Annotated in this window: 18 protein-coding genes; 7 read left to right on the forward strand and 11 right to left on the reverse strand. The window is 56.9% G+C overall.

The window, feature by feature from the left end:
• Positions 1-177: 177 nt before the first annotated feature.
• From ypfH to dapA, 6 genes are all read right to left on the reverse strand, one after another.
• Complete coding sequence (ypfH, locus tag ACOTX3_RS20805; protein WP_013098223.1) at positions 178-873, reverse strand: esterase; 696 nt, start codon at positions 871-873, stop codon at positions 178-180.
• A 73-nt stretch (positions 874-946) separates the two neighbouring features.
• Complete coding sequence (locus tag ACOTX3_RS20810) at positions 947-2920, reverse strand: tRNA(Met) cytidine acetyltransferase TmcA (protein WP_058679213.1); 1974 nt, start codon at positions 2918-2920, stop codon at positions 947-949.
• A complete protein-coding gene (locus ACOTX3_RS20815) occupies positions 2920-3789 on the reverse strand; it encodes a neutral zinc metallopeptidase (protein WP_029882266.1) in 870 nt (289 codons plus the stop codon). Before ACOTX3_RS20815 ends, ACOTX3_RS20810 begins: the two co-directional genes overlap by 1 nt.
• Before the next feature lie 119 nt (positions 3790-3908).
• Positions 3909-4622: a phosphoribosylaminoimidazolesuccinocarboxamide synthase gene (gene purC / locus ACOTX3_RS20820; RefSeq protein WP_008501631.1), complete on the reverse strand. Its 714-nt coding sequence runs from the start codon at positions 4620-4622 to the stop codon at positions 3909-3911.
• Between the two features lie 109 nt (positions 4623-4731).
• Entirely contained in the window at positions 4732-5766 is a 1035-nt protein-coding gene (gene bamC, locus ACOTX3_RS20825) for an outer membrane protein assembly factor BamC (RefSeq protein WP_013098226.1), read from the reverse strand.
• 16 nt (positions 5767-5782) lie between these two features.
• Positions 5783-6661 (reverse strand): 4-hydroxy-tetrahydrodipicolinate synthase, encoded by an 879-nt coding sequence (gene dapA, locus ACOTX3_RS20830; protein WP_013098227.1) that lies wholly within the window; start codon positions 6659-6661, stop codon positions 5783-5785.
• 145 nt (positions 6662-6806) lie between these two features.
• On the opposite strand from dapA, the gene ACOTX3_RS20835 reads away from it, so the two are divergent.
• Together ACOTX3_RS20835 and bcp are read left to right on the forward strand one after the other, a co-directional pair.
• Positions 6807-7376: a glycine cleavage system transcriptional repressor gene (locus ACOTX3_RS20835; RefSeq protein WP_013098228.1), complete on the forward strand. Its 570-nt coding sequence runs from the start codon at positions 6807-6809 to the stop codon at positions 7374-7376.
• Positions 7376-7846, forward strand: coding sequence for a thioredoxin-dependent thiol peroxidase (gene bcp / locus ACOTX3_RS20840; RefSeq protein ID WP_013098229.1), 471 nt, complete (start codon positions 7376-7378; stop codon positions 7844-7846). The genes ACOTX3_RS20835 and bcp overlap by 1 nt, the downstream gene beginning before the upstream one ends.
• Positions 7847-7974: 128 nt before the next feature.
• On the opposite strand, the gene ACOTX3_RS20845 is transcribed toward bcp, so the two are convergent.
• Complete coding sequence (locus ACOTX3_RS20845; protein ID WP_013098230.1) at positions 7975-9039, reverse strand: AI-2E family transporter; 1065 nt, start codon at positions 9037-9039, stop codon at positions 7975-7977.
• Between the two features lie 221 nt (positions 9040-9260).
• Between ACOTX3_RS20845 and bepA the strand changes: the two genes are divergently transcribed.
• Positions 9261-10724, forward strand: coding sequence for a beta-barrel assembly-enhancing protease (bepA, locus tag ACOTX3_RS20850; RefSeq protein WP_013098231.1), 1464 nt, complete (start codon positions 9261-9263; stop codon positions 10722-10724).
• 13 nt (positions 10725-10737) lie between these two features.
• Positions 10738-11094 carry an arsenate reductase (glutaredoxin) gene (gene arsC / locus ACOTX3_RS20855; protein ID WP_013098232.1) on the forward strand — a complete coding sequence of 119 codons (357 nt, stop codon included), beginning with the start codon at positions 10738-10740 and terminating at the stop codon, positions 11092-11094.
• On the opposite strand, the gene ACOTX3_RS20860 is transcribed toward arsC, so the two are convergent.
• Positions 11091-11915 carry a hypothetical protein gene (locus ACOTX3_RS20860; protein ID WP_058679212.1) on the reverse strand — a complete coding sequence of 275 codons (825 nt, stop codon included), beginning with the start codon at positions 11913-11915 and terminating at the stop codon, positions 11091-11093. The two genes, arsC and ACOTX3_RS20860, sit on opposite strands and share 4 nt — an antisense overlap.
• Before the next feature lie 147 nt (positions 11916-12062).
• On the opposite strand from ACOTX3_RS20860, the gene celB reads away from it, so the two are divergent.
• Genes celB through ACOTX3_RS20875 form a run of 3 tightly spaced genes read left to right on the forward strand, consistent with a single transcriptional unit; the run spans position 12063 to position 15760 of the window.
• A complete protein-coding gene (gene celB, locus ACOTX3_RS20865) occupies positions 12063-13382 on the forward strand; it encodes a PTS cellobiose transporter subunit IIC (RefSeq protein WP_023620393.1) in 1320 nt (439 codons plus the stop codon).
• Positions 13383-13385: 3 nt separating this feature from the next.
• A complete protein-coding gene (locus ACOTX3_RS20870) occupies positions 13386-14339 on the forward strand; it encodes a N(4)-(beta-N-acetylglucosaminyl)-L-asparaginase (RefSeq protein ID WP_058679211.1) in 954 nt (317 codons plus the stop codon).
• The gene (locus tag ACOTX3_RS20875; RefSeq protein ID WP_058679210.1) at positions 14339-15760 is read left to right on the forward strand and encodes a leucyl aminopeptidase family protein; all 1422 of its coding nucleotides are present in this window, start codon (positions 14339-14341) and stop codon (positions 15758-15760) included. The genes ACOTX3_RS20870 and ACOTX3_RS20875 overlap by 1 nt, the downstream gene beginning before the upstream one ends.
• 77 nt (positions 15761-15837) lie before the next feature.
• Here ACOTX3_RS20875 and ACOTX3_RS20880 read toward each other — a convergent pair whose 3' ends face one another.
• The 3 genes from ACOTX3_RS20880 to upp form a co-directional block, all read right to left on the reverse strand.
• Positions 15838-16539: a DnaA inactivator Hda gene (locus ACOTX3_RS20880; RefSeq protein ID WP_211944493.1), complete on the reverse strand. Its 702-nt coding sequence runs from the start codon at positions 16537-16539 to the stop codon at positions 15838-15840.
• Between the two features lie 95 nt (positions 16540-16634).
• The gene (gene uraA, locus ACOTX3_RS20885; protein ID WP_038986262.1) at positions 16635-17924 is read right to left on the reverse strand and encodes a uracil permease; all 1290 of its coding nucleotides are present in this window, start codon (positions 17922-17924) and stop codon (positions 16635-16637) included.
• Between the two features lie 86 nt (positions 17925-18010).
• Positions 18011-18637: a uracil phosphoribosyltransferase gene (upp, locus tag ACOTX3_RS20890; protein ID WP_003860560.1), complete on the reverse strand. Its 627-nt coding sequence runs from the start codon at positions 18635-18637 to the stop codon at positions 18011-18013.
• Positions 18638-18662 lie beyond the last annotated feature (25 nt).

Consider the following 18662-nt stretch of genomic DNA (forward strand, 5'->3'; position numbering starts at 1 on the left):
GTGGGGGTGATCGACCTGAAGAAAAAGTCGATCACCATGGGTAAAGGATGTTAAAAAGTGTTCACCATGTCCCCGAACACCTGTCAACCATGTCCCCGGACTGTACATCCCCAGAGGGGCGAGGGGGGCCATGTTCCCTCTCCCCTTAGGGGAGAGGGTTAGGGTGAGGGGAAATAATCACATAAATTCAACAATATCATCATCGTCCGGCTTACCGCCGCTGAGCGCTTCATCAAAGTAGTGCTTCGGTACGGTATAGCGCAGATGGTCGAGCGCAAACTGCATGCTGCGATCGTCAATCGCGTGGCCGAGATCGTCAACGATATCCAGCGTCACATCCCCGCCTTCCCGGATCAGGGCTTCCTGGGCAGCTACGGCATGCGAAAGCTCAATCACCCGGTCTTCGCCACCGTGGATTAGGTGGATCGTTGTCTGCGTGGTCGCGCTCGTCGGTAGCGTCGCGAAACGGCCGTTAAAGGCAATCACGCGCGAAGCCAGACCCGGCTCTGCTTTCACGCTCTCCAGCGACATAATTGACCCCTGTGAAAAGCCAATCAGCGCGGTCGCGTCGGCACCAACGCCGCTCTGCTGCTGCCAGTAACGCACGGTTTCGATAAAGACAGGCATAATGGCATCAATGCGCGCCTGACGGTTCTCTTCCGTCACGCCCTGAACGGAGAACCACTGCCGTCCGTCAGGGCCACACGGCTCCACGCCGCCGATACTGACAATCAGCGCCTCAGGAAAAACAGGTGCAAACCAGCGACCAATCTCTCCCATATTGACGGCGTTATCGCCAACGCCATGAAACAGCAACAGTAACTGTTTAGCCGGTTTGTCGGGGCTTTGAACAACAAAATGATCGTGTTTCATGGCGGTCTCCTTAATTGATGACCTGGATTCTACGCCTTGCGGGGGGAATGACCATGCCACTTTACTGAAGAAGTCATTGAAAAAATTGCCATTGCAAAATGTCGCTTTTGAGCTGCTGACTGCGCGCTTTATCAAGACATTCAAGGGCCTGCGCCGTTTCAGCGCGTAATCTTGCCAGCACCGCTTTTCGCCCGGTGAGCGACAGTTCAGCACTGAGCGCAGCGTCCTCTCTTCGTGCCTCAATTTTACCGCGCAGGGCCGGAAGCGGCAGATCCACGGCGAGCAGCAAACGCGTCAATGCGGCAACGGACGTAGCAAAGGGCCGGTGTGCAAAGGCAAAGCCTGCCAGCTCCAGCCAGTCGTCACTATTAAGGGTAGCTTCCCACTCATCTGCCACCGGGATCTTTTCGCCATTCCACAATGATAAGACACGCGCATCGCGATGCAGGCGCAGCCGGGCCTGTTCACACAGACGATGCCCCGCCTCACTTTGCGGCAATAATGCCATTGCGGTATAGCAGCCGCTGCTGGCTTCGCGGTGGCTGCCTATCCGTACCAGCTCAAAGCCGCACTGCTGCCAGAAATGCCACAGCGCGTTGGTAAAGCCAAAGCTCACCGAGAGATAATCCTCCCCGCAGGCCTCGCGGATGAGCGCCCGGCCGATCCCTTCCCGTTGCCGGTGAGGGTGAACAGCGATGCGCGTGATCCGTCGACCTTTCAGCGTTGCTGCCAGAGGCGTGCCGCCATGCGCGGCCAGAGACTGCGCGACAAGGTTGCCGCGAGGTCGACGAAAACCCGCCCATACTGCGCGACTTAGCGCCGGGCTTAACCCGCCTTCGTCTACCAGCCACAGCGCGCCCGCGATGACCGGGTCCGTTTGCGCGACGGCAACGTGCTGACCGGGGGCGTCCATCATACGGCGCAGATCCAGCGGCGAGGTACGGTAATGGGCCGCACAAAGCAGCTCGTAGACACTCGCGGCGAGTGCAGGCGTGTGCTCCCATGCGTCGGGGGCCAGAGAGGTCAGTTGCACCTCTCCTTTCGGCTGCTGGTCGATGAGCGTGTCGTCAAACAGCAGCGCGCTGGCGACCACCCGCTCAAGCGGACATCCCGCAGCCCAGCGAACGGGGGTGGATAAGGTATAACGCTGCAGGGTGCTGAACTGCGCGCAGAATTTAAGCAAAAACCCTCTTCCGGTTCCTTCATACCCTTGTACCGTCGTGGTTAACAGTACCCGTGGAAAGCGCGCAACCAGCTTCTCCAGCACAGGGCCGGGTATGGCCGCCGCCTCATCGACAATCAGCCAGTCGGCATGGTGTGAGAAGGCCAGCAGCGCATCCGGTGCCATAAAGTGAAAATGTTCACCCGCAAACCGTGCGATGACCTCCGTTGCTCCCTTTGCCGGTGCGGTGACAACTGCTCTGCCCTCAATGCTGTTCAGCAGCATGCCGGCAAGCGCCGACTTTCCCCGCCCGCGCGGGGCGGTAACGGCCGCAACGCCTTTCGGCATTGCACGAAGTGCCTGCAGGATCTCCGCCTGCTCGCGCTGGGGTGCACCGTTAGCGGGTTGCCAGTCAGGGGCATCAGGAAATGGAGGAAGGGTTAACGGCTGGTTTTGCTGCCAGACGATTGCATCGGGGTCGCGGGTAATCGTCTGACAAAAGTGGCGAATGAAATTCGGCGTGGGTATGGGTTCCGCGCTGTCGCTCCAGCGCAGGGAATCACTGTCGGGCGTGTCAGCCCACACCGCAAGCGGGGGGGCCAACAGTACCAGCAGGCTCCCGGCACGCAGCGTTCCGCTCAGGGCGGCAAAGGCTGAGACATCAAACCCGACGCGGGCATCAAAAACAGCATGCCGGAACTCGCGCCCCAGCAGCCCGCTTATCTCCCGGGAAGGGTTTTCATCCAGCCACACCCAATCCCCGGAAAGCGTATCACGCAGCGCCCCGGCCTGCGCCAGGGACCACTGCGCATCACCGCTGAGCACCACCAGCCGACGCTGGCCGGTGCGCTCAAGCTGGCTAATCAGTTGGTCAAACGCCACCATTACATGGCTTTACCGAAGGTATTGCACTGCGCCGGGTCACCGCTGTCAAAACCGCGTTTAAACCAGGTGTAACGTTGTTCTGACGTCCCGTGAGTGAAGCTGTCCGGCACAACCCGGCCCTGGCTCTGCTGCTGGAGACGGTCGTCACCAATGGCTTCTGCGGCATTTAACGCCTCTTCCAGGTCGCCAGATTCCAGCACGCCCTGCTTCTGCATGCTGTTACCCCAGACGCCCGCGAAGCAGTCCGCCTGCAGCTCCATACGCACGGAAAGGCGATTGACCTCCGCCTGCGAGGCGTTTTGCTGAAGCTGACGAACCTTAGGCTCAATGCCCAGCAATTTTTGCACGTGATGCCCCACTTCATGCGCAATCACGTAGCCCTGAGCAAAATCACCGTCGGCACCGAGTTTGCGTTTCATGTCATCATAAAAAGAGAGATCGATATAGACGGTGCTGTCTGCCGGACAGTAGAACGGCCCCATCACCGACTGTCCGGTGCCGCAGCCGGTGCGGGTCGCACCACGGTACATCACCAGCTTCGGCTGTTGGTAGCTGCGCCCCATTTTCTCAAACTGCTGGCTCCACGTGTCTTCAGTGGTCGCGAGAATAACGGAGGTAAATTTGGCCGCTTCATCTTCATTTGGGTTGATGGAGCGCTGAGATTGCTGCTGTTGCTGCAGCGGCTGACCGGTCATTAACCCGGTGAGATCGACCCCGTAGTAACCCGCAACCAGCACCACAATCAGCAGAATGATTCCGCCTTTTCCGCTGGGTAAACGGAAGCCGGGGCCACCCATGGAAGGGCCGCCACCGCTATCACCACGTCTGTCTTCTACATTGTCACTTTCACGACGCCCTTGCCAGCGCATAACTACCTCGAACTATTCCATTAATAATAGCTATGATCGTAGGCGGTTAACGGCAAGATTACCATAGGAAACAAAGGTAAGACGCCAAAGGATATGAACATCCTTTGGCGATGAGGGAGTTAGTCGAGCTTAACGCCTAAACGGTGAGCCACTGCTTCGTACGCTTCAATCAGGCCACCCAGGCTCTGACGGAAACGGTCTTTATCCATTTTATCCAGCGTTTCTTTGTCCCACAGACGGCTGCCGTCCGGTGAGAACTCGTCGCCGAGTACCACTTCGCCTTTGAACAGACCGAACTCCAGCTTGAAGTCGACGAGGATCAGGCCAGCATCATCAAACAGTTTTTTCAGCACGTCGTTGGCTTTGTAGGTCAGCTCTTTCATGCGCGCCAGGTTCTCTTTATTCACCCAGCCGAAGGTTTCACAGTAGGAGTCATTGACCATCGGATCGTGCATGGCGTCGTTTTTCAGGAACAGATCGAACAGCGGTGGATTCAGCTCGATGCCTTCCTCAATGCCCAGACGCTTCACCAGGGAGCCCGCGGCACGGTTACGAATGACGCACTCAACCGGAACCATATCCAGTTTTTTCACCAGACATTCCGTATCGGACAGCAACGCTTCCATCTGAGTCGGGATACCCGCTTCAGCCAGTTTGGTCATAATGAAGTGGTTGAACTTGTTGTTCACCATGCCTTTACGATCGAACTGCTCAATGCGTGCGCCATCCCCTGCTGACGTATCATTGCGGAACTCGAGCACCAACAGATCCGGGTTTTCCGTGCTGTATACGGTCTTCGCTTTGCCACGATACAACTCAGCTTGCTTCTGCATCTTGATTACTCCTGGTGTGATGATTTGTGTTCAAAACTGGGCATATTATGCCACGCACACGTTTGCGTAGCACGAAAATAAAAAGGGCTGGATTCACCAGCCCTCGTATTTATTTGCTGAATGCAGCCTGGAAGACCGCGACCAGCGCATCGTTCTGCGACTGGGTTAGCGTGTGGCCTTTCGGATCGATAAACTGCAGGCTACTGCGGTTATCAAGGTCGCCTACCTGAATCTTGTAGTCGCCGGAAGCGAGCTGTGGATCGCGTGCGCCCAGCTCCTGCCATGCGCTGTCGGACAGCGGCTTATACGTTGCGGTTATGCTACCGGTTGAACGCGTGCTGTCGGTCACCTTCATGCCCACTTTCTCCAGCGTCGCTGGCAGGCGCTGCCAGGTCTGGTTGAATGGCGCACGAACAACCAGCATTGGCAGGCCGGTATCATCCGCGCCGCTCTGGACATCAAACGTCATGCCGTTGCGGTTCTGTGAGGCGTTAGCCGCGTCTGTGGCGTTCTTATCCAGACCCGCTGCAATCACGTTCAGCATTTCAGTGCTGTAACGCTGCATAGAGGCAGCATCCGCCACCGGTTTACCCGCCTGCTCCAGGTTCAACAGCTTAACGGTAACCGCCTGCTGATAGCCCTGCGGTTTAACGGAGACTTGATAACGACCACGGTACTGCTGGTCTTCATCCAGACGGTTCCACTCGATCCAGTCGGTGGTTAACGTCTGGCTGGCGTCATCACGCTTGTCAATCGTGTAGTTCTTCGACTGAATGACGCTCACCACCTGTGGCCACAGCGTGCTGCCACGTGCGCTTTCCACCATCAGAGACGCGGTATCACCGGTAAACTGGGTGCGCGCCCCGCTCACCAGCGCCAGAGGCTGTGCTGGTGGACGAATATCAAGCGCTTTGCCCACCGGGCCGCTGCCGTTGGTCACGGGGATATTATAATCGCCGTTCTGAATCGGCAGGATCATGCCAGCCGGTGCATGAAGTTCAGCAAGCGGGGTCGCATCCAGATAGGATTCATCACCGCTCACCTGGCGCTTGTAGCGCGAGTCTGAACTACAGGCAGCGAGCAGCATAACAAGCGAAACACTCGCAACCTTCGCCAGGCGCGACTTCTGTACTGAATAAGCCATCAAATCTCCCTAAACTTTACAGCAAACCGGCATGCTTCAGCGCTGCAGTGACGATTTCACGACCGTGGTCGGTAATCGGTGTCATTGGCAGACGCAGCGTATCGGTTGCTACAAGTCCCAACTCCTTACATGCCCATTTCACCGGGATCGGATTGGGTTCGACAAATAATTTATTGTGCAACGGCATCAGACGTTTATTAATGAGACGGGCTTCATCAAAGTGACCTGCCGCCGCCAGCTTGCACATTTCCGCCATATCGCGGGCCGCAACGTTCGACGTTACGGAGATCACGCCATGACCACCGAGCTGCATGAAGTCCAGCGCGGTCGCATCGTCACCGCTCAACAGGATAAAGTCGTCTGAAACCAGCTCTTTGATCTGATGAACGCGGCTTAAGTTCCCTGTCGCCTCTTTAATCCCGATAATATTTTTTACTTTCGAGAGACGACCAACGGTTTCCGGCAGCATATCGCAGCCAGTACGGGACGGCACATTATACAGAATTTGTGGCAAGTCAGTATGTTCAGCGATGGCTTTGAAATGCTGGAACAAACCTTCCTGAGTAGGACGGTTGTAGTAAGGGGTGACCGTCAGACAGCCAACAACGCCGCTGTCGTTAAAACGTTGGGTCAGGCTGATCGCTTCTGCGGTTGCATTCGCGCCCGTTCCCGCGATGACCGGAATACGTCCGTCAGCCAGTTCGAGGGTCAACATCACCACATCGCCGTGCTCTTCGTGGCTCAGCGTTGCAGATTCACCGGTAGTCCCTACCGAAACGATCGCCGAGGTTCCATTGGCGACATGGTAATCAATCAGCTTCTTCATGCTTGACCGGCAGACATTACCTTTTTCATCCATCGGTGTTACAAGCGCGACAATACTTCCCGTGAACATGAGCCATCCTCTGTGCGAACAAGAGCCTCAATGGTACGTTTGGAACTGTAATAAAAGCAAGCGACCTGAGGCCCTCAGGCGGTTGTATGCATGTTTTTTTTATGCTTTCCTTAGGAAGACTTAACCAAGCAAAGGAAGAACAGGTTTGACAACCTCATCACAACATTACCTGGTTATCACTGCGCTGGGTGCTGACAGGCCGGGTATCGTGAACACCATTACCCGCCACGTGAGCAGCTGCGGCTGTAATATCGAGGACAGCCGTCTGGCGATGCTGGGCGAAGAGTTCACGTTTATTATGCTGCTGTCCGGGACATGGAACGCCATCACGCTTATCGAATCTACCCTGCCGCTGAAAGGCGCGGAGCTGGATTTGCTGATCGTGATGAAACGCACCAATGCGCGTCCGCGTCCGGCCATGCCTGCCACCGTCTGGGTACAGGTTGAAGTTCCTGATTCCCCTCATCTGATTGAGCGTTTTACCGCGCTGTTTGACAGCCATCAGATGAACATTGCCGAGCTGGTTTCCCGCACACAACCGGCTGATGAGAGTGCCGTTCCTACCCTCTTTATTCAAATCACCGCCCACAGTCCTGCATCACAGGATGCGTCAAATATCGAGCAAGCGTTCAAAGCCCTCTGTACAGAATTACACGCGCAAGGCAGTATAAGCGTCGTAAATTATTCGCAGCATGAACAGGATGGAGTTGAGTAATGAACCCACTGAAAGCCGGTGACATCGCACCGAAATTTAGCTTACCGGATCAGGATGGTGAGCAAGTAAATTTGACCGACTTCCAGGGACAGCGTGTTCTGGTCTATTTCTACCCGAAAGCCATGACCCCGGGCTGCACCGTGCAGGCCTGCGGCTTACGCGACAACATGGACGAGTTGAAAAAAGCCGGCGTGGAAGTGCTGGGCATCAGCACCGATAAGCCAGAAAAGCTGTCACGATTTGCTGAAAAAGAGCTGCTGAACTTCACGCTGCTTTCCGACGAAGATCATCAGGTCTGTGAGCAGTTCGGCGTCTGGGGCGAGAAGACGTTTATGGGCAAAACCTATGACGGCATTCACCGCATCAGCTTCCTGATTGACGCTGACGGTAAAGTGGAACATGTCTTTGACGACTTCAAAACCAGCAACCACCACGACGTGGTGCTGAACTGGCTGAAACAAAGTGCCTGAAAGTGAGTGTCGGGTGGCGGCTTCGCCTTACCCGACCTACAAGATAAATGCAAAACGGCAACCTGGTTGCCGTTTTTAGTGTTTTCCCCCTCTCCCCCGTGAGAGAAGGGCATCAGGCCGCACAAAAACTACTTCTCTTCCACCGCTGGCACATCCGGCCATGCATGGACGACGGCTTTAATCAGCGTCGCCAGCGGAATAGCAAAGAACACGCCCCAGAATCCCCACAGCCCGCCGAAAATCACCACCGATAAGATAATCACCAGCGGATGCAGATTCACCGCTTCTGAGAACAGCACCGGCACCAGCAGATTGCCATCCAGGGCCTGAATAATCAGGTACACCGCGAAGCAACTCCAGAACTCGGTGCCCAGGCCAAACTGGAACAGCGCGACCCCAACAACCGGAATGGTGACCACAAAAGCGCCAATATACGGAATAAGGACCGACAGCCCCACCAGCACCGCCAGCAGCAGCGAGTAGTTAAGCCCGAAGATCAGGAAGCCAATCCACGTCGCGACCCCAACCACAATCATCTCCAGCACCTTGCCGCGAATGTAGTTGGTGATCTGCTGGTTCATCTCTTCCCACACCTGCCCGGCCAGCCCGCGATTACGCGGCAGAATACGCCGCACGGCGTTGAGCATCTGATCTTTGTCCTTCACCAGGAAGAACACCATCAACGGTACCAGCACCAGGTAGACGGCGAGCGTAAGGAGCCCAACCAGCGACGCCAGGGAGTATTTCACCACCGAATCGCCCATGGTCATGATGCGGGCGCGCATGTTTTCGGCCATCGCATCGATGATCCCCGCGTCCATCAGCGCCGGATAACGACGCGGCAGCGTGGCGGCAAAATCAGAAAGCTTATTTAACATGCCGGGCATATCGCGGATCAGGTTGATCCCCTGCTGCCAGGCGACGGGCATGACCACAAACGCCATCAACAGCAGAATGCCAACAAACAGCACCAGCACGATGCTGGTCGCCCAGCGTCGGGAGCAGCCGATATTCTCCAGCCGCGCGGTTGGCCACTCCAGCAGATAGGCCAGCACAATCGCCACCAGCAGTGGTGCCAGAAGGCCGCTGAAGAAGAACAGAATACCGAACCCGGCAACCAGAATAACCAGCAAAGCAATGGCTTCCGGGTCGCTAAACCGGCGCCGGTACCACTGCATTAACATTTCGAGCATACAACCCTTCCCTGAATCGAATGACGGGAGTCAGAAGGTGAATTGTATCTAACTGTCACAAAAAAGACTTTCGCTTTTTGTATCGCTGTCACAATCCGCAAAAGCCTGATGAATGGGATTTTCTTCATGCCACAACACGGCTACACTCGCAGGGCAGTGGAGATGAACGATATGCGGGTTCATCGGTCAAATTAGCACATCCAAAATACAGGACAGTGGTTATGTTCAGGCAGTTGAAAAAAACAGTGGTTGCGACACTGATTGCCGCCGTAACGGTCGGTCAGGTGTTGCCAGCTTTTGCTGATTCGTCCGATTCATTGCCGGACATGGGCACCACAGCAGGAAGCACGCTCTCCATTGGTCAGGAGATGCAGATGGGTGATTACTATGTTCGCCAGCTGCGCGGCAGTGCTCCGCTGATCAATGACCCATTGCTGGTGCAGTACATTAATGGTCTGGGGATGCGCCTGGTCGCGCACGCCAACTCGGTAAAAACCCCCTTCCACTTCTATTTAATTAATAACGACGAAATCAACGCCTTCGCCTTCTTTGGCGGTAACGTGGTGCTGCATTCGGCGTTATTCCGTTATTCCGATAACGAAAGCCAGCTGGCGTCGGTCATGGCGCACGAAATTTCCCACGTGACCCAGCGCCATCTGGCCCGTGCGATGGAAGACCAGAAACGCAACGCGCCCCTGACCTGGGTGGGTGCGCTGGGCTCTATTTTGCTGGCGATGGCCAGCCCGCAGGCCGGGATGGCCGCATTAACCGGCACGCTGGCAGGCACGCGCCAGGGGATGATCAGTTTCACCCAGCAAAACGAACAGGAAGCGGACCGCATTGGCATCCAGGTGTTGCAGCGCTCGGGCTTTGACCCACAGGCCATGCCCAGCTTCCTGGAAAAACTGCTCGATCAGGCACGCTACTCGTCACGTCCACCCGAAATTCTGCTCACCCACCCGTTACCGGAAAGCCGTCTGTCCGATGCGCGTAACCGTGCCAATCAGATGCGTCCGGTGGTGGTGCAATCCTCACAGGATTTCTACATGGCGAAAGTGAGAACGCTGGGCATGTACAATTCCGGGCGCAACCAGCTCACCAGCGACCTGCTGGATGCCCTGGCAAAAGGCAACGTGCGCGAGAAGAACGCGGCGCAATACGGTCGTGCCCTGCAGGCGATGGAAGCCAGCAAATACGACGAAGCGCGAAAAACGCTGCAACCGTTGCTGGCCGCCGACCCGAATAACCCGTGGTATCTCGACCTCTCCACGGATATCGATCTGGGGCAGAAGAGACCTGCCGATGCGATTAACCGCCTGAAAGGTGCCAAAGAGGTGCGGACCAACCCGGTGCTGCAGCTTAACCTGGCGAACGCTTATCTGCAGGGCGGCCAGCCGGGTGAAGCGGCCACTATTCTGAACCGCTACACCTTCGACAATAAAGACGATCAAAACGGCTGGGATCTGCTCGCTCAGGCAGAAGCCCAGCTGGGCAACCGCGATCAGGAGCTGGCGGCACGTGCCGAAGGGTTTGCCCTGGTGGGGCGTCTGGATCAGGCCATTTCGATGCTCAGCAGCGCCAGTTCGCAGGTCAAACTTGGCAGCCTGCAACAGGCCCGTTACGATGCGCGTATCGATCAGCTGCGCGCGCTACAGCAGCGCTTCAAGCCGTACGAAAAGATGTAAAAAGGAAGAAAATATGACTGACGCGGTAAAAATCTACCATAACCCTCGCTGCTCCAAGAGCCGCGACACCCTCAGCCTGCTGAAATCCAACGGCGTAGAGCCTGAGGTGGTGCTGTATCTGGAGACACCACCAGACGCGCAGACAATCCGCCAGCTCCTTCATATGCTGGGCATGGGCAGTGCACGTGAGTTGATGCGCCAGAAAGAGGATCTCTATAAGTCACTTAACCTGGACGACCCGCGTCTCACTGAAGCTGAGCTCGTGCAGGCGATGGTTGACAATCCGAAGCTCATTGAACGCCCAATTGTGGTGGCAAACGGCAAGGCGCGCATCGGGCGTCCGCCGGAAGATGTGCTCGACATTCTTTAAGCCTCGCGCCGCAGCCCTTCCAGAAAGGCCTGCGGCGTACTTTCCCCCAGTTTTTTCTGCGCTTTACCCCGGTTGTAAAACTCGCACAAGGTCATCAATAGCGCCCCCGCCGGTTCAACATTCACGCGCGGAATAATATCGCGTAAGGGCACCATCACCTGAAGTGCACTGCAGGTACGTTGATGTGCCTTCACCGCAATGTTGTTAACAGCCAGCGTCGCCTCAAAACCAAAAGTCTCAATAGATTGTATAGCAGCCGGACACGCCGCCAGCACCTCCTGCGTCCAGGTATTCAGTCGTTGAGGCGACAGTCCCGCATAAAGCCGGGCATAGCACCAGCGGCTCACCGGCTCTCGCGCCCAAAGCAGATGCTGCTCCCCGCCGTCGTCCATATGCAGCGACAAAGGCAAATGGTGCAGTTCCAGCGTATGGGGCGTAATACCCGCATTCAGCGCCTTTTTCCCCTGCAAGGGGGCCCCTTTTTGCTTTGCAGCGGCTGGTTTGAGATAGCGGTTCAGGGTGGCGCGGGAAACGGCAATGCCCAGGACGTCGTTGACCATAAGCAGCAGGTCATCCAACGGCGCACCCAGGATGTCACGCAGGGCATTCACCAGCGCAACCTGCTCTTGTCTCATCGCTTTGTGTATCACTTTTGGCGTCGTATGGTTATCCGACACCTGGTCGCGATTGCGCCAGCGTCTGACGGTGGTGACCGAAATACCCAGCTCGACGGCCAGCTCTCTGTCGCTCTTATCCGACTGTTGAAGATAACGACGGATGCGCGGCGTCGTGGTCGCATTGGCGTGCAGTTTGATTTCCATCGCAACAAACTCCAGAACTAATCTTATGAGATTTATAATGGACCAGCGATTGCTTTGTGACCGATTTCACCTTTCGCTCGCCGCGCTTCACTGATAATCCCCAGAGATAACATAAACAACACCTCTCAATCTTGTACGGAGTTCACAATGAACAATGTTCTGGGATTTCTTGAAGCAAAACTGATGCCGCTGGCGGCCAAAACGGCCCAGCAGCGTCATCTTGGTGCCATTCGCGGTGCCTACGTTTCATTCATGCCGTTTATCATCGTCGGCTCCATCCTGCTGGTGATCTCCTCCTTTCCCAATCAAACCTATCAGCAGTTTATGTCTCAGGCGTTTGGGGAAAGCTGGAGCGCGATTATCGAAATCCCGTTCAACGCGGTGTTCTCGACCATGTCGCTGTTTATCAGCTTCCTGGTCGCCTATCGCCTGGCTGAACACTATGGCGAAGACCGTATCTCCTGCGGCATTCTGGCGCTGGTCGCCTTTCTGATCCTGACCCCTTTTATCAAAGTGGCGGAACAGGGTGGCATCACCGTCATGCCGGTAGAGTGGATTGGCAGTAAAGGGTTATTCGTGGCGATGATTGGCTCTCTGCTTTGGACGGAGCTGTTCTGCTGGCTGAAGCGCAAAAAACTGGTTATCAGAATGCCGGATGGCGTGCCGCCTGCGGTGCAGGAGTCGTTCGCGGCGCTGATCCCTGCCCTCTTGGTGATGATCCTGGTGCTGATGATCCGCATCGGCTTTGAAAACACCCATTACAACACCATCCATCAGTTTATTTACGAGGTAGTAGCAACCCCGGTTCGCCACTACGGCACTTCCTATTTTGGCGCGTTGATGACGGTCTTCAGCATCACCATTCTGTGGTCAGTGGGCATTAACTCCGGTTCGATGATCAACGGCATTATTCGCCCGCTGTGGATGGAGAACCAGACCGATAACATCGCCGCCATTCAGGCCGGCGCTACCCCACCGCACATTATCACCGAACAGTTTTTTGACATGATCTGGATGGGCGGCGCAGGGGCCACGCTGTCGCTGGTGATTGCGATGCTGATTTTCGCCCGCAGTAAAAACATGCGCGAAGTGGCCCGCCTCGGCGCCGGAGCATCGGTGTTTAACATCAACGAGCCGATTCTGTTCGGCCTGCCGGTGATCATGAACCCGATCATGCTCATTCCGTTCAATCTGGTGCCGCTGGTGCTGGTCACCGTGCAGTACGTGGCAATGAAAATTGGTGCGGTCGCCGTCACTACCGGGGTGTTTATCCCCTGGACGCTGCCGCCTGTTATCAGCGGTTTTATCGTCACCGGGCATCTCAGCGGCAGCATCATGCAGCTTATCAACCTGCTGATTGGCGCCATGCTGTATCTGCCATTCATGCGTATCGTGGATAAACAGTACCGCGCCGCGGAGATTGCCACCGTGACGCAAACCGACACCACCCTTGCAAAACAGGAGTAAAGCATGTGGGGAATTATCGCCACCTGGCGAATGGCGCTTGAAGGCGTCACCGAGTCGGCCTCTGCGCTGGCTGCTGGTAAACCGGTGGCTGCCGCGGTCGTGGATGCCGTTGCCGCCGTCGAGGACTTCCCGTTCTATAAATCGGTCGGCTACGGCGGGCTACCAACCGAAAATGGCGAGGTGGAACTGGACGCCGCCTACATGGACGGCGACACGCTGGCGTTTGGCGCCGTGGGAAATCTGGTGGATATCGCCAACCCGGTACGCGTGGCGCAGGCGTTAAGCCGCCAGCGCTATAACAGCCTGCTGGTCGGCCAGGGCGCACGCGAGTGGGCATTGAGCCAGGGTTTTGCCGACAAAACGATGCTCTCCGACCGGGCCATGCAGCACTACCGCAAGCGCTGCCGGGAGACGCTGGATAAAGGCTTAAGCCCCTACGATGGCCATGACACGGTCGGGATTATCGGTCTCGACAAACAGGGATCCATGAGCGTGGCGACCTCCACCAGCGGCCTGTTTATGAAAAAGCGCGGCCGTCTTGGCGATTCGCCGATCATCGGCTCCGGCTTCTACTGCGACAGTGAAACCGGCGCCGCCACCGCCACGGGCGTGGGCGAAGATCTGATGAAAGGCTGCACCAGCTACGAAATTGTTCGCCGCATGGCGCAGGGGATGTCTCCGCAGCAGGCGGCAGATTCCGTGGTGTTCGAGCTGGAAGACAAGCTGATGTCGCGCTTTGGCCGCGCGGGGGATCTCTCCGTGGTATGCATGAATAACAAAGGTGAATTTGGCGCCGCCACCAACATTAAAACGTTCTCCTTTGTGGTGGCGACGGCACGCCAGCCGCTGACCGTGTTTCGCGCCGAACGCCTGCGGGAAAAAACGCACTATCTGGCGGTGGATGATGAATGGATGCAGGCCTATGCCGCACGGATCCGCGCACCGATTGAGGAGTAATGATGACGTATCAGCTGATAACCGCCCTTTCTGACGTAAAGCCACACGGCCACCTCATCGCCCGCAGCTCGTCTACGCTGTTACCGGACACGCCACTGATTGCGGAAATGCGCGGGCAAGATGCCGTTGCCGACACCCGTTTTGGCTGTGCGCCTTTTGCGCGCATCACGCTGGTGCCGGATGCTCTCTGGCAGGATAGCCTTACCGAAGGATTGCTTACGGCACTCCGTCCGCTGCTGGCCACGTCCGTCAGTACCGACGTGGTCCTGGATGTCACCCACATTGACGACGTTGTGCTGCAACAGGTCCTGCGTTTTCTTTTTAATCAGTCGCACAGGCTTAGCGATCTGCAGCTGAAGAAAGCGGACGATGTCACTTTGCGCGTTGAGCACGTTACCGCCCTCTGCCTGCCAGAACAGCAGGCGCGGCTGGACGTTATCTTCCGCCAGCAGCTCGCCATTAGCCGTGGAATGGTCGCCGCACGCCGTCTGGCCGATATCCCCTCCGACCGCTGCACGCCGCAGTTTATGGTGCAGGAGGCGCAGACGCTGTGCGCGGCTTTTCCTGCCCTGCGCTGTGAAGTGCTGGATGAAAAGCAGATCGTTGAGCAGGGTCTGGGGCTGCTTCACGCCGTTGGCAAAGGCGCCTCCTGCCCGCCACGACTGCTGGCTATTCACTATGACGGTGTTTCTGACGGCCCGGTGCGCTGCTATGTAGGTAAAGGCATTACCTTCGATACCGGCGGCCTGTGGCTCAAGGACGGCGCGGGCATGTACACCATGAAATATGACATGTGCGGGGCAGCGAACGTGCTGGGGCTGATGCTGACCGCTGCAGAGCTGGCGCTCCCCGTGCGCCTCATGGGCGTGCTGGCGCTGGCAGAAAACGCCATCGGCCCGGACGCCATGCAGCCTGGCACGGTAGCCAGAGCCTGCAACGGCACCACGGTTGAAATCAACAATACCGATGCCGAAGGCCGACTGGTGCTGGCAGACGCTATCGCCTGGGCCAGCCAGCGCCATCCGCAGGCGCGCTACATTATCGATATGGCAACGCTGACGGGTGCGGTGGTCAAAGCGCTGGGATATGAGCTGAGCGGGTTGATGACCCAGGACGAGCCACTGCGCCAGGCGCTGACGCAGGCAGGAAAACAGAGCGGAGATGAAGTGTGGTCCCTGCCGCTGGATGCGCGGCTGAAAAAGCAGACCGACAGCGCCATCGCCGATCTGTGCAATACGCCGCCCAACAATGCGGCAATCAGTGCCTCGGCGGCGTGGCTGCTGCATCACTTCTGCCCGCCGACAATCCCGTGGGCGCATCTGGATATTAGCGGTACGGCGCTGTGGCGTGAGGGTGGCAGAAGCGTGGCCTCAGGGAGGCCGATTCCGCTGCTGGTTGAGCACCTGATGGGGGATCTCTAGCCGGGTGGCGGCTGCGCCTTACCCGGCCTACTCGATCCCGTAGGCCCGGTAAACGCAGCGCCACCGGGCAAAAAAACTCAAAGCTTCAGAATATCTTTCACAAACGGAATGGTGAGCTTGCGCTGGGCGGTAATGGAGGCGCGATCGAGCTGATCGAGCGTATCAAACAGCGTGCGCATTTCCCTGTCCAGACGCTTGAGCAGGAAGCGCCCTACGTCTTCCGGCAGTTCAAATCCGCGCAGTCTGGCGCGCAGCTGAAGCGCCTGGAGTTTGTCTTCATCTGACAGCGGTTGCAGTTTGTAGATTTGCCCCCAGTCGAGTCGGGAGGCCAGATCCGGCAGCCCCAGATTCAGCTGGCGCGGCGGACGATCGCCGGTGATCAGCAGCCGGGTTTTGCCCGACTCCAGGATACGGTTATAGAGGTTAAAGATCGCCATTTCCCACGGCTCATCCCCCGCCACGCATTCGATATTATCGATGCAGACCAGGGAGAGATGTTCCATTCCCTCCAGCACGTCAGGCACAAACCAGGTACGTTTATCCAGCGGTACATAGCCTACCGCATCCCCCCGCGCTGAAAGCTCAGCACAGGCGGCATGCAACAGATGACTGCGTCCCGCGCCTTCGCGTGACCAGATATAGATGTATCCGCTGTGATCCTGGCGCAGCACGTTCTGCAGTGCAGCCAGTAAAGAGGGGTTATCACCCGGCCAGAAACTCGCGAAAGTTTCGTCGTCAGGGAGATAGAGTGGCAGAGAGAGCTGTGCCGGTCCGTTCAGAAGTACCTCAACCAGATCTTACATAAAATCGGAACGGAGTTTAGCACGGAACCTGCCAGGAGAGAACCGGGCGGATCGTCCACCCGGTTTTACGATCAGTGTGACGCTTTTTCGCTTTCGTCAGCCTCCAGCACCACCTCTTCAGGGCGGATCACGGAAATCAGCTTGAAAATCAGGCTCAGGCCCACACCAACGATGGTCGCCAGCGCCATGCCTTTCAGCTCGGCCGCGCCGATGTGTACCTTCGCGCCGCTCACGCCGATGATCAGGATAACGGAAGTCAGGATCAGGTTCTGCGCTTTGCTGTAGTCCACTTTGGACTCAATCAGCACGCGAATACCGGATGCGCCAATTACGCCGTACAGCAGCAGAGACACGCCGCCCATCACCGGAACCGGGATGATCTGGATCGCTGCCGCCAGTTTACCCACGCAGGAGAGCAGGATTGCGATGATTGCCGCGCCGCCGATAACCCAGGTGCTGTAAACGCGGGTGATCGCCATGACGCCAATATTCTCACCGTAGGTGGTGTTTGGCGTGGAGCCAAAGAAACCGGAGATGATCGTCGAGAAGCCGTTTGCAAACATCGAACGGTGCAGACCCGGGTCGCGGATCAGGTCACGTTTGACGATGTTCGCCGTCACCACAAGGTGGCCAACGTGTTCAGCAATAACCACCAGCGCGGCAGGAAGAATAGTGAAGATAGCAAACCATTCAAAGCGTGGCGTATAGAAGGTTGGCAGGGCAAACCAGTGCGCCTGAGCAATTGGCGTGGTATCGACAACACCCATCACGAAGGAGAGTGCATAACCCGCCAGCACGCCGATCAGGATCGGGATAATCGCCATAAAACCGCGGAACAGCACGGAGCCAAATACCGTCACGCCCAGCGTCACCAGTGAGATGATGATGGTTTTGGAGTCCGGCGACTGCCCATCAGCAGGCAGCAGGCCAGCCATATTCGCCGCCACGCCTGCCAGCTCCAGACCGATAACGGCAACGATGGCCCCCATCGCCGCCGGTGGGAACATCACGTCCAGCCAGCCGGTACCGGCCTTCTTCACAATGAATGAGACCAGGCAGAACAGCACGCCGCACATGATAAAGCCGCCCAGCGCCACTTCATACCCCAGGGGCAGCAGCAGCAACACCGGCGAGATAAAGGCAAAGCTCGACCCCAGATACGCCGGGATTTTGCCTTTACAGATAAAGAGGTACAGCAGCGTCCCGATACCATTGAACAACAGCACGGTAGCCGGGTTAATGTGAAACAGGATTGGCACCAGCACGGTTGCGCCAAACATAGCGAACAGGTGCTGCAAACTAAGCGGGATAGTCTGTAAAAGCGGCGGTCTTTCACTCACCCCGATAGCACGGCGCGTCATAGTGTTTTCCTCTGAGATGGTTAGTTATGTGTGTTTTATTCAAAAAAAAGCCGACTTTCAAAGTCGGCTTTTTTATCGTTATTCGATTATTTCGTACCAAAGATCTTATCGCCGGCATCGCCCAGCCCCGGGATGATGTACCCGTGCTCGTTGAGCCCCTGGTCGACAGACGCGGTGTACAGCTCCACATCCGGGTGTGCTTTTTCCAGCGCCGCGATCCCTTCCGGTGCCGCAACCAGCACCAGCACTTTGATGCTGCTGCAGCCTGCTTTCTTCAGCAGGTCGATGGTGGCAATCATTGAGCCGCCGGTCGCCAGCATCGGGTCAACCACCAGCGCCATACGCTCGTCGATGTTAGACACCAGCTTCTGGAAGTACGGAACCGGCTCCAGGGTTTCTTCATTACGGTAGATCCCCACCACGCTGATACGCGCGCTCGGTACGTGCTCCAGCACGCCTTCCATCATGCCAAGACCAGCACGCAGGATTGGCACCACGGTAATTTTCTTACCTTTGATCTGCTCAACCTGCACCGGGCCGTTCCAGCCTTCGATGGTCACTTTTTCCGTTTCGAGGTCAGAGGTCGCTTCGTAGGTCAGCAGGCTGCCGACTTCAGATGCCAGTTCGCGAAAACGCTTCGTGCTGATGTCATGCTCACGCATCAGGCCCAACTTGTGTTTAACGAGTGGGTGTTTCACTTCCACAATCTTCATTCTCTTTCTCCTCTGAGGTGGCGTC

The organism is Enterobacter cloacae complex sp. IR5384 (assembly GCF_049237265.1).
GTDB lineage: Bacteria > Pseudomonadota > Gammaproteobacteria > Enterobacterales > Enterobacteriaceae > Enterobacter > Enterobacter cloacae.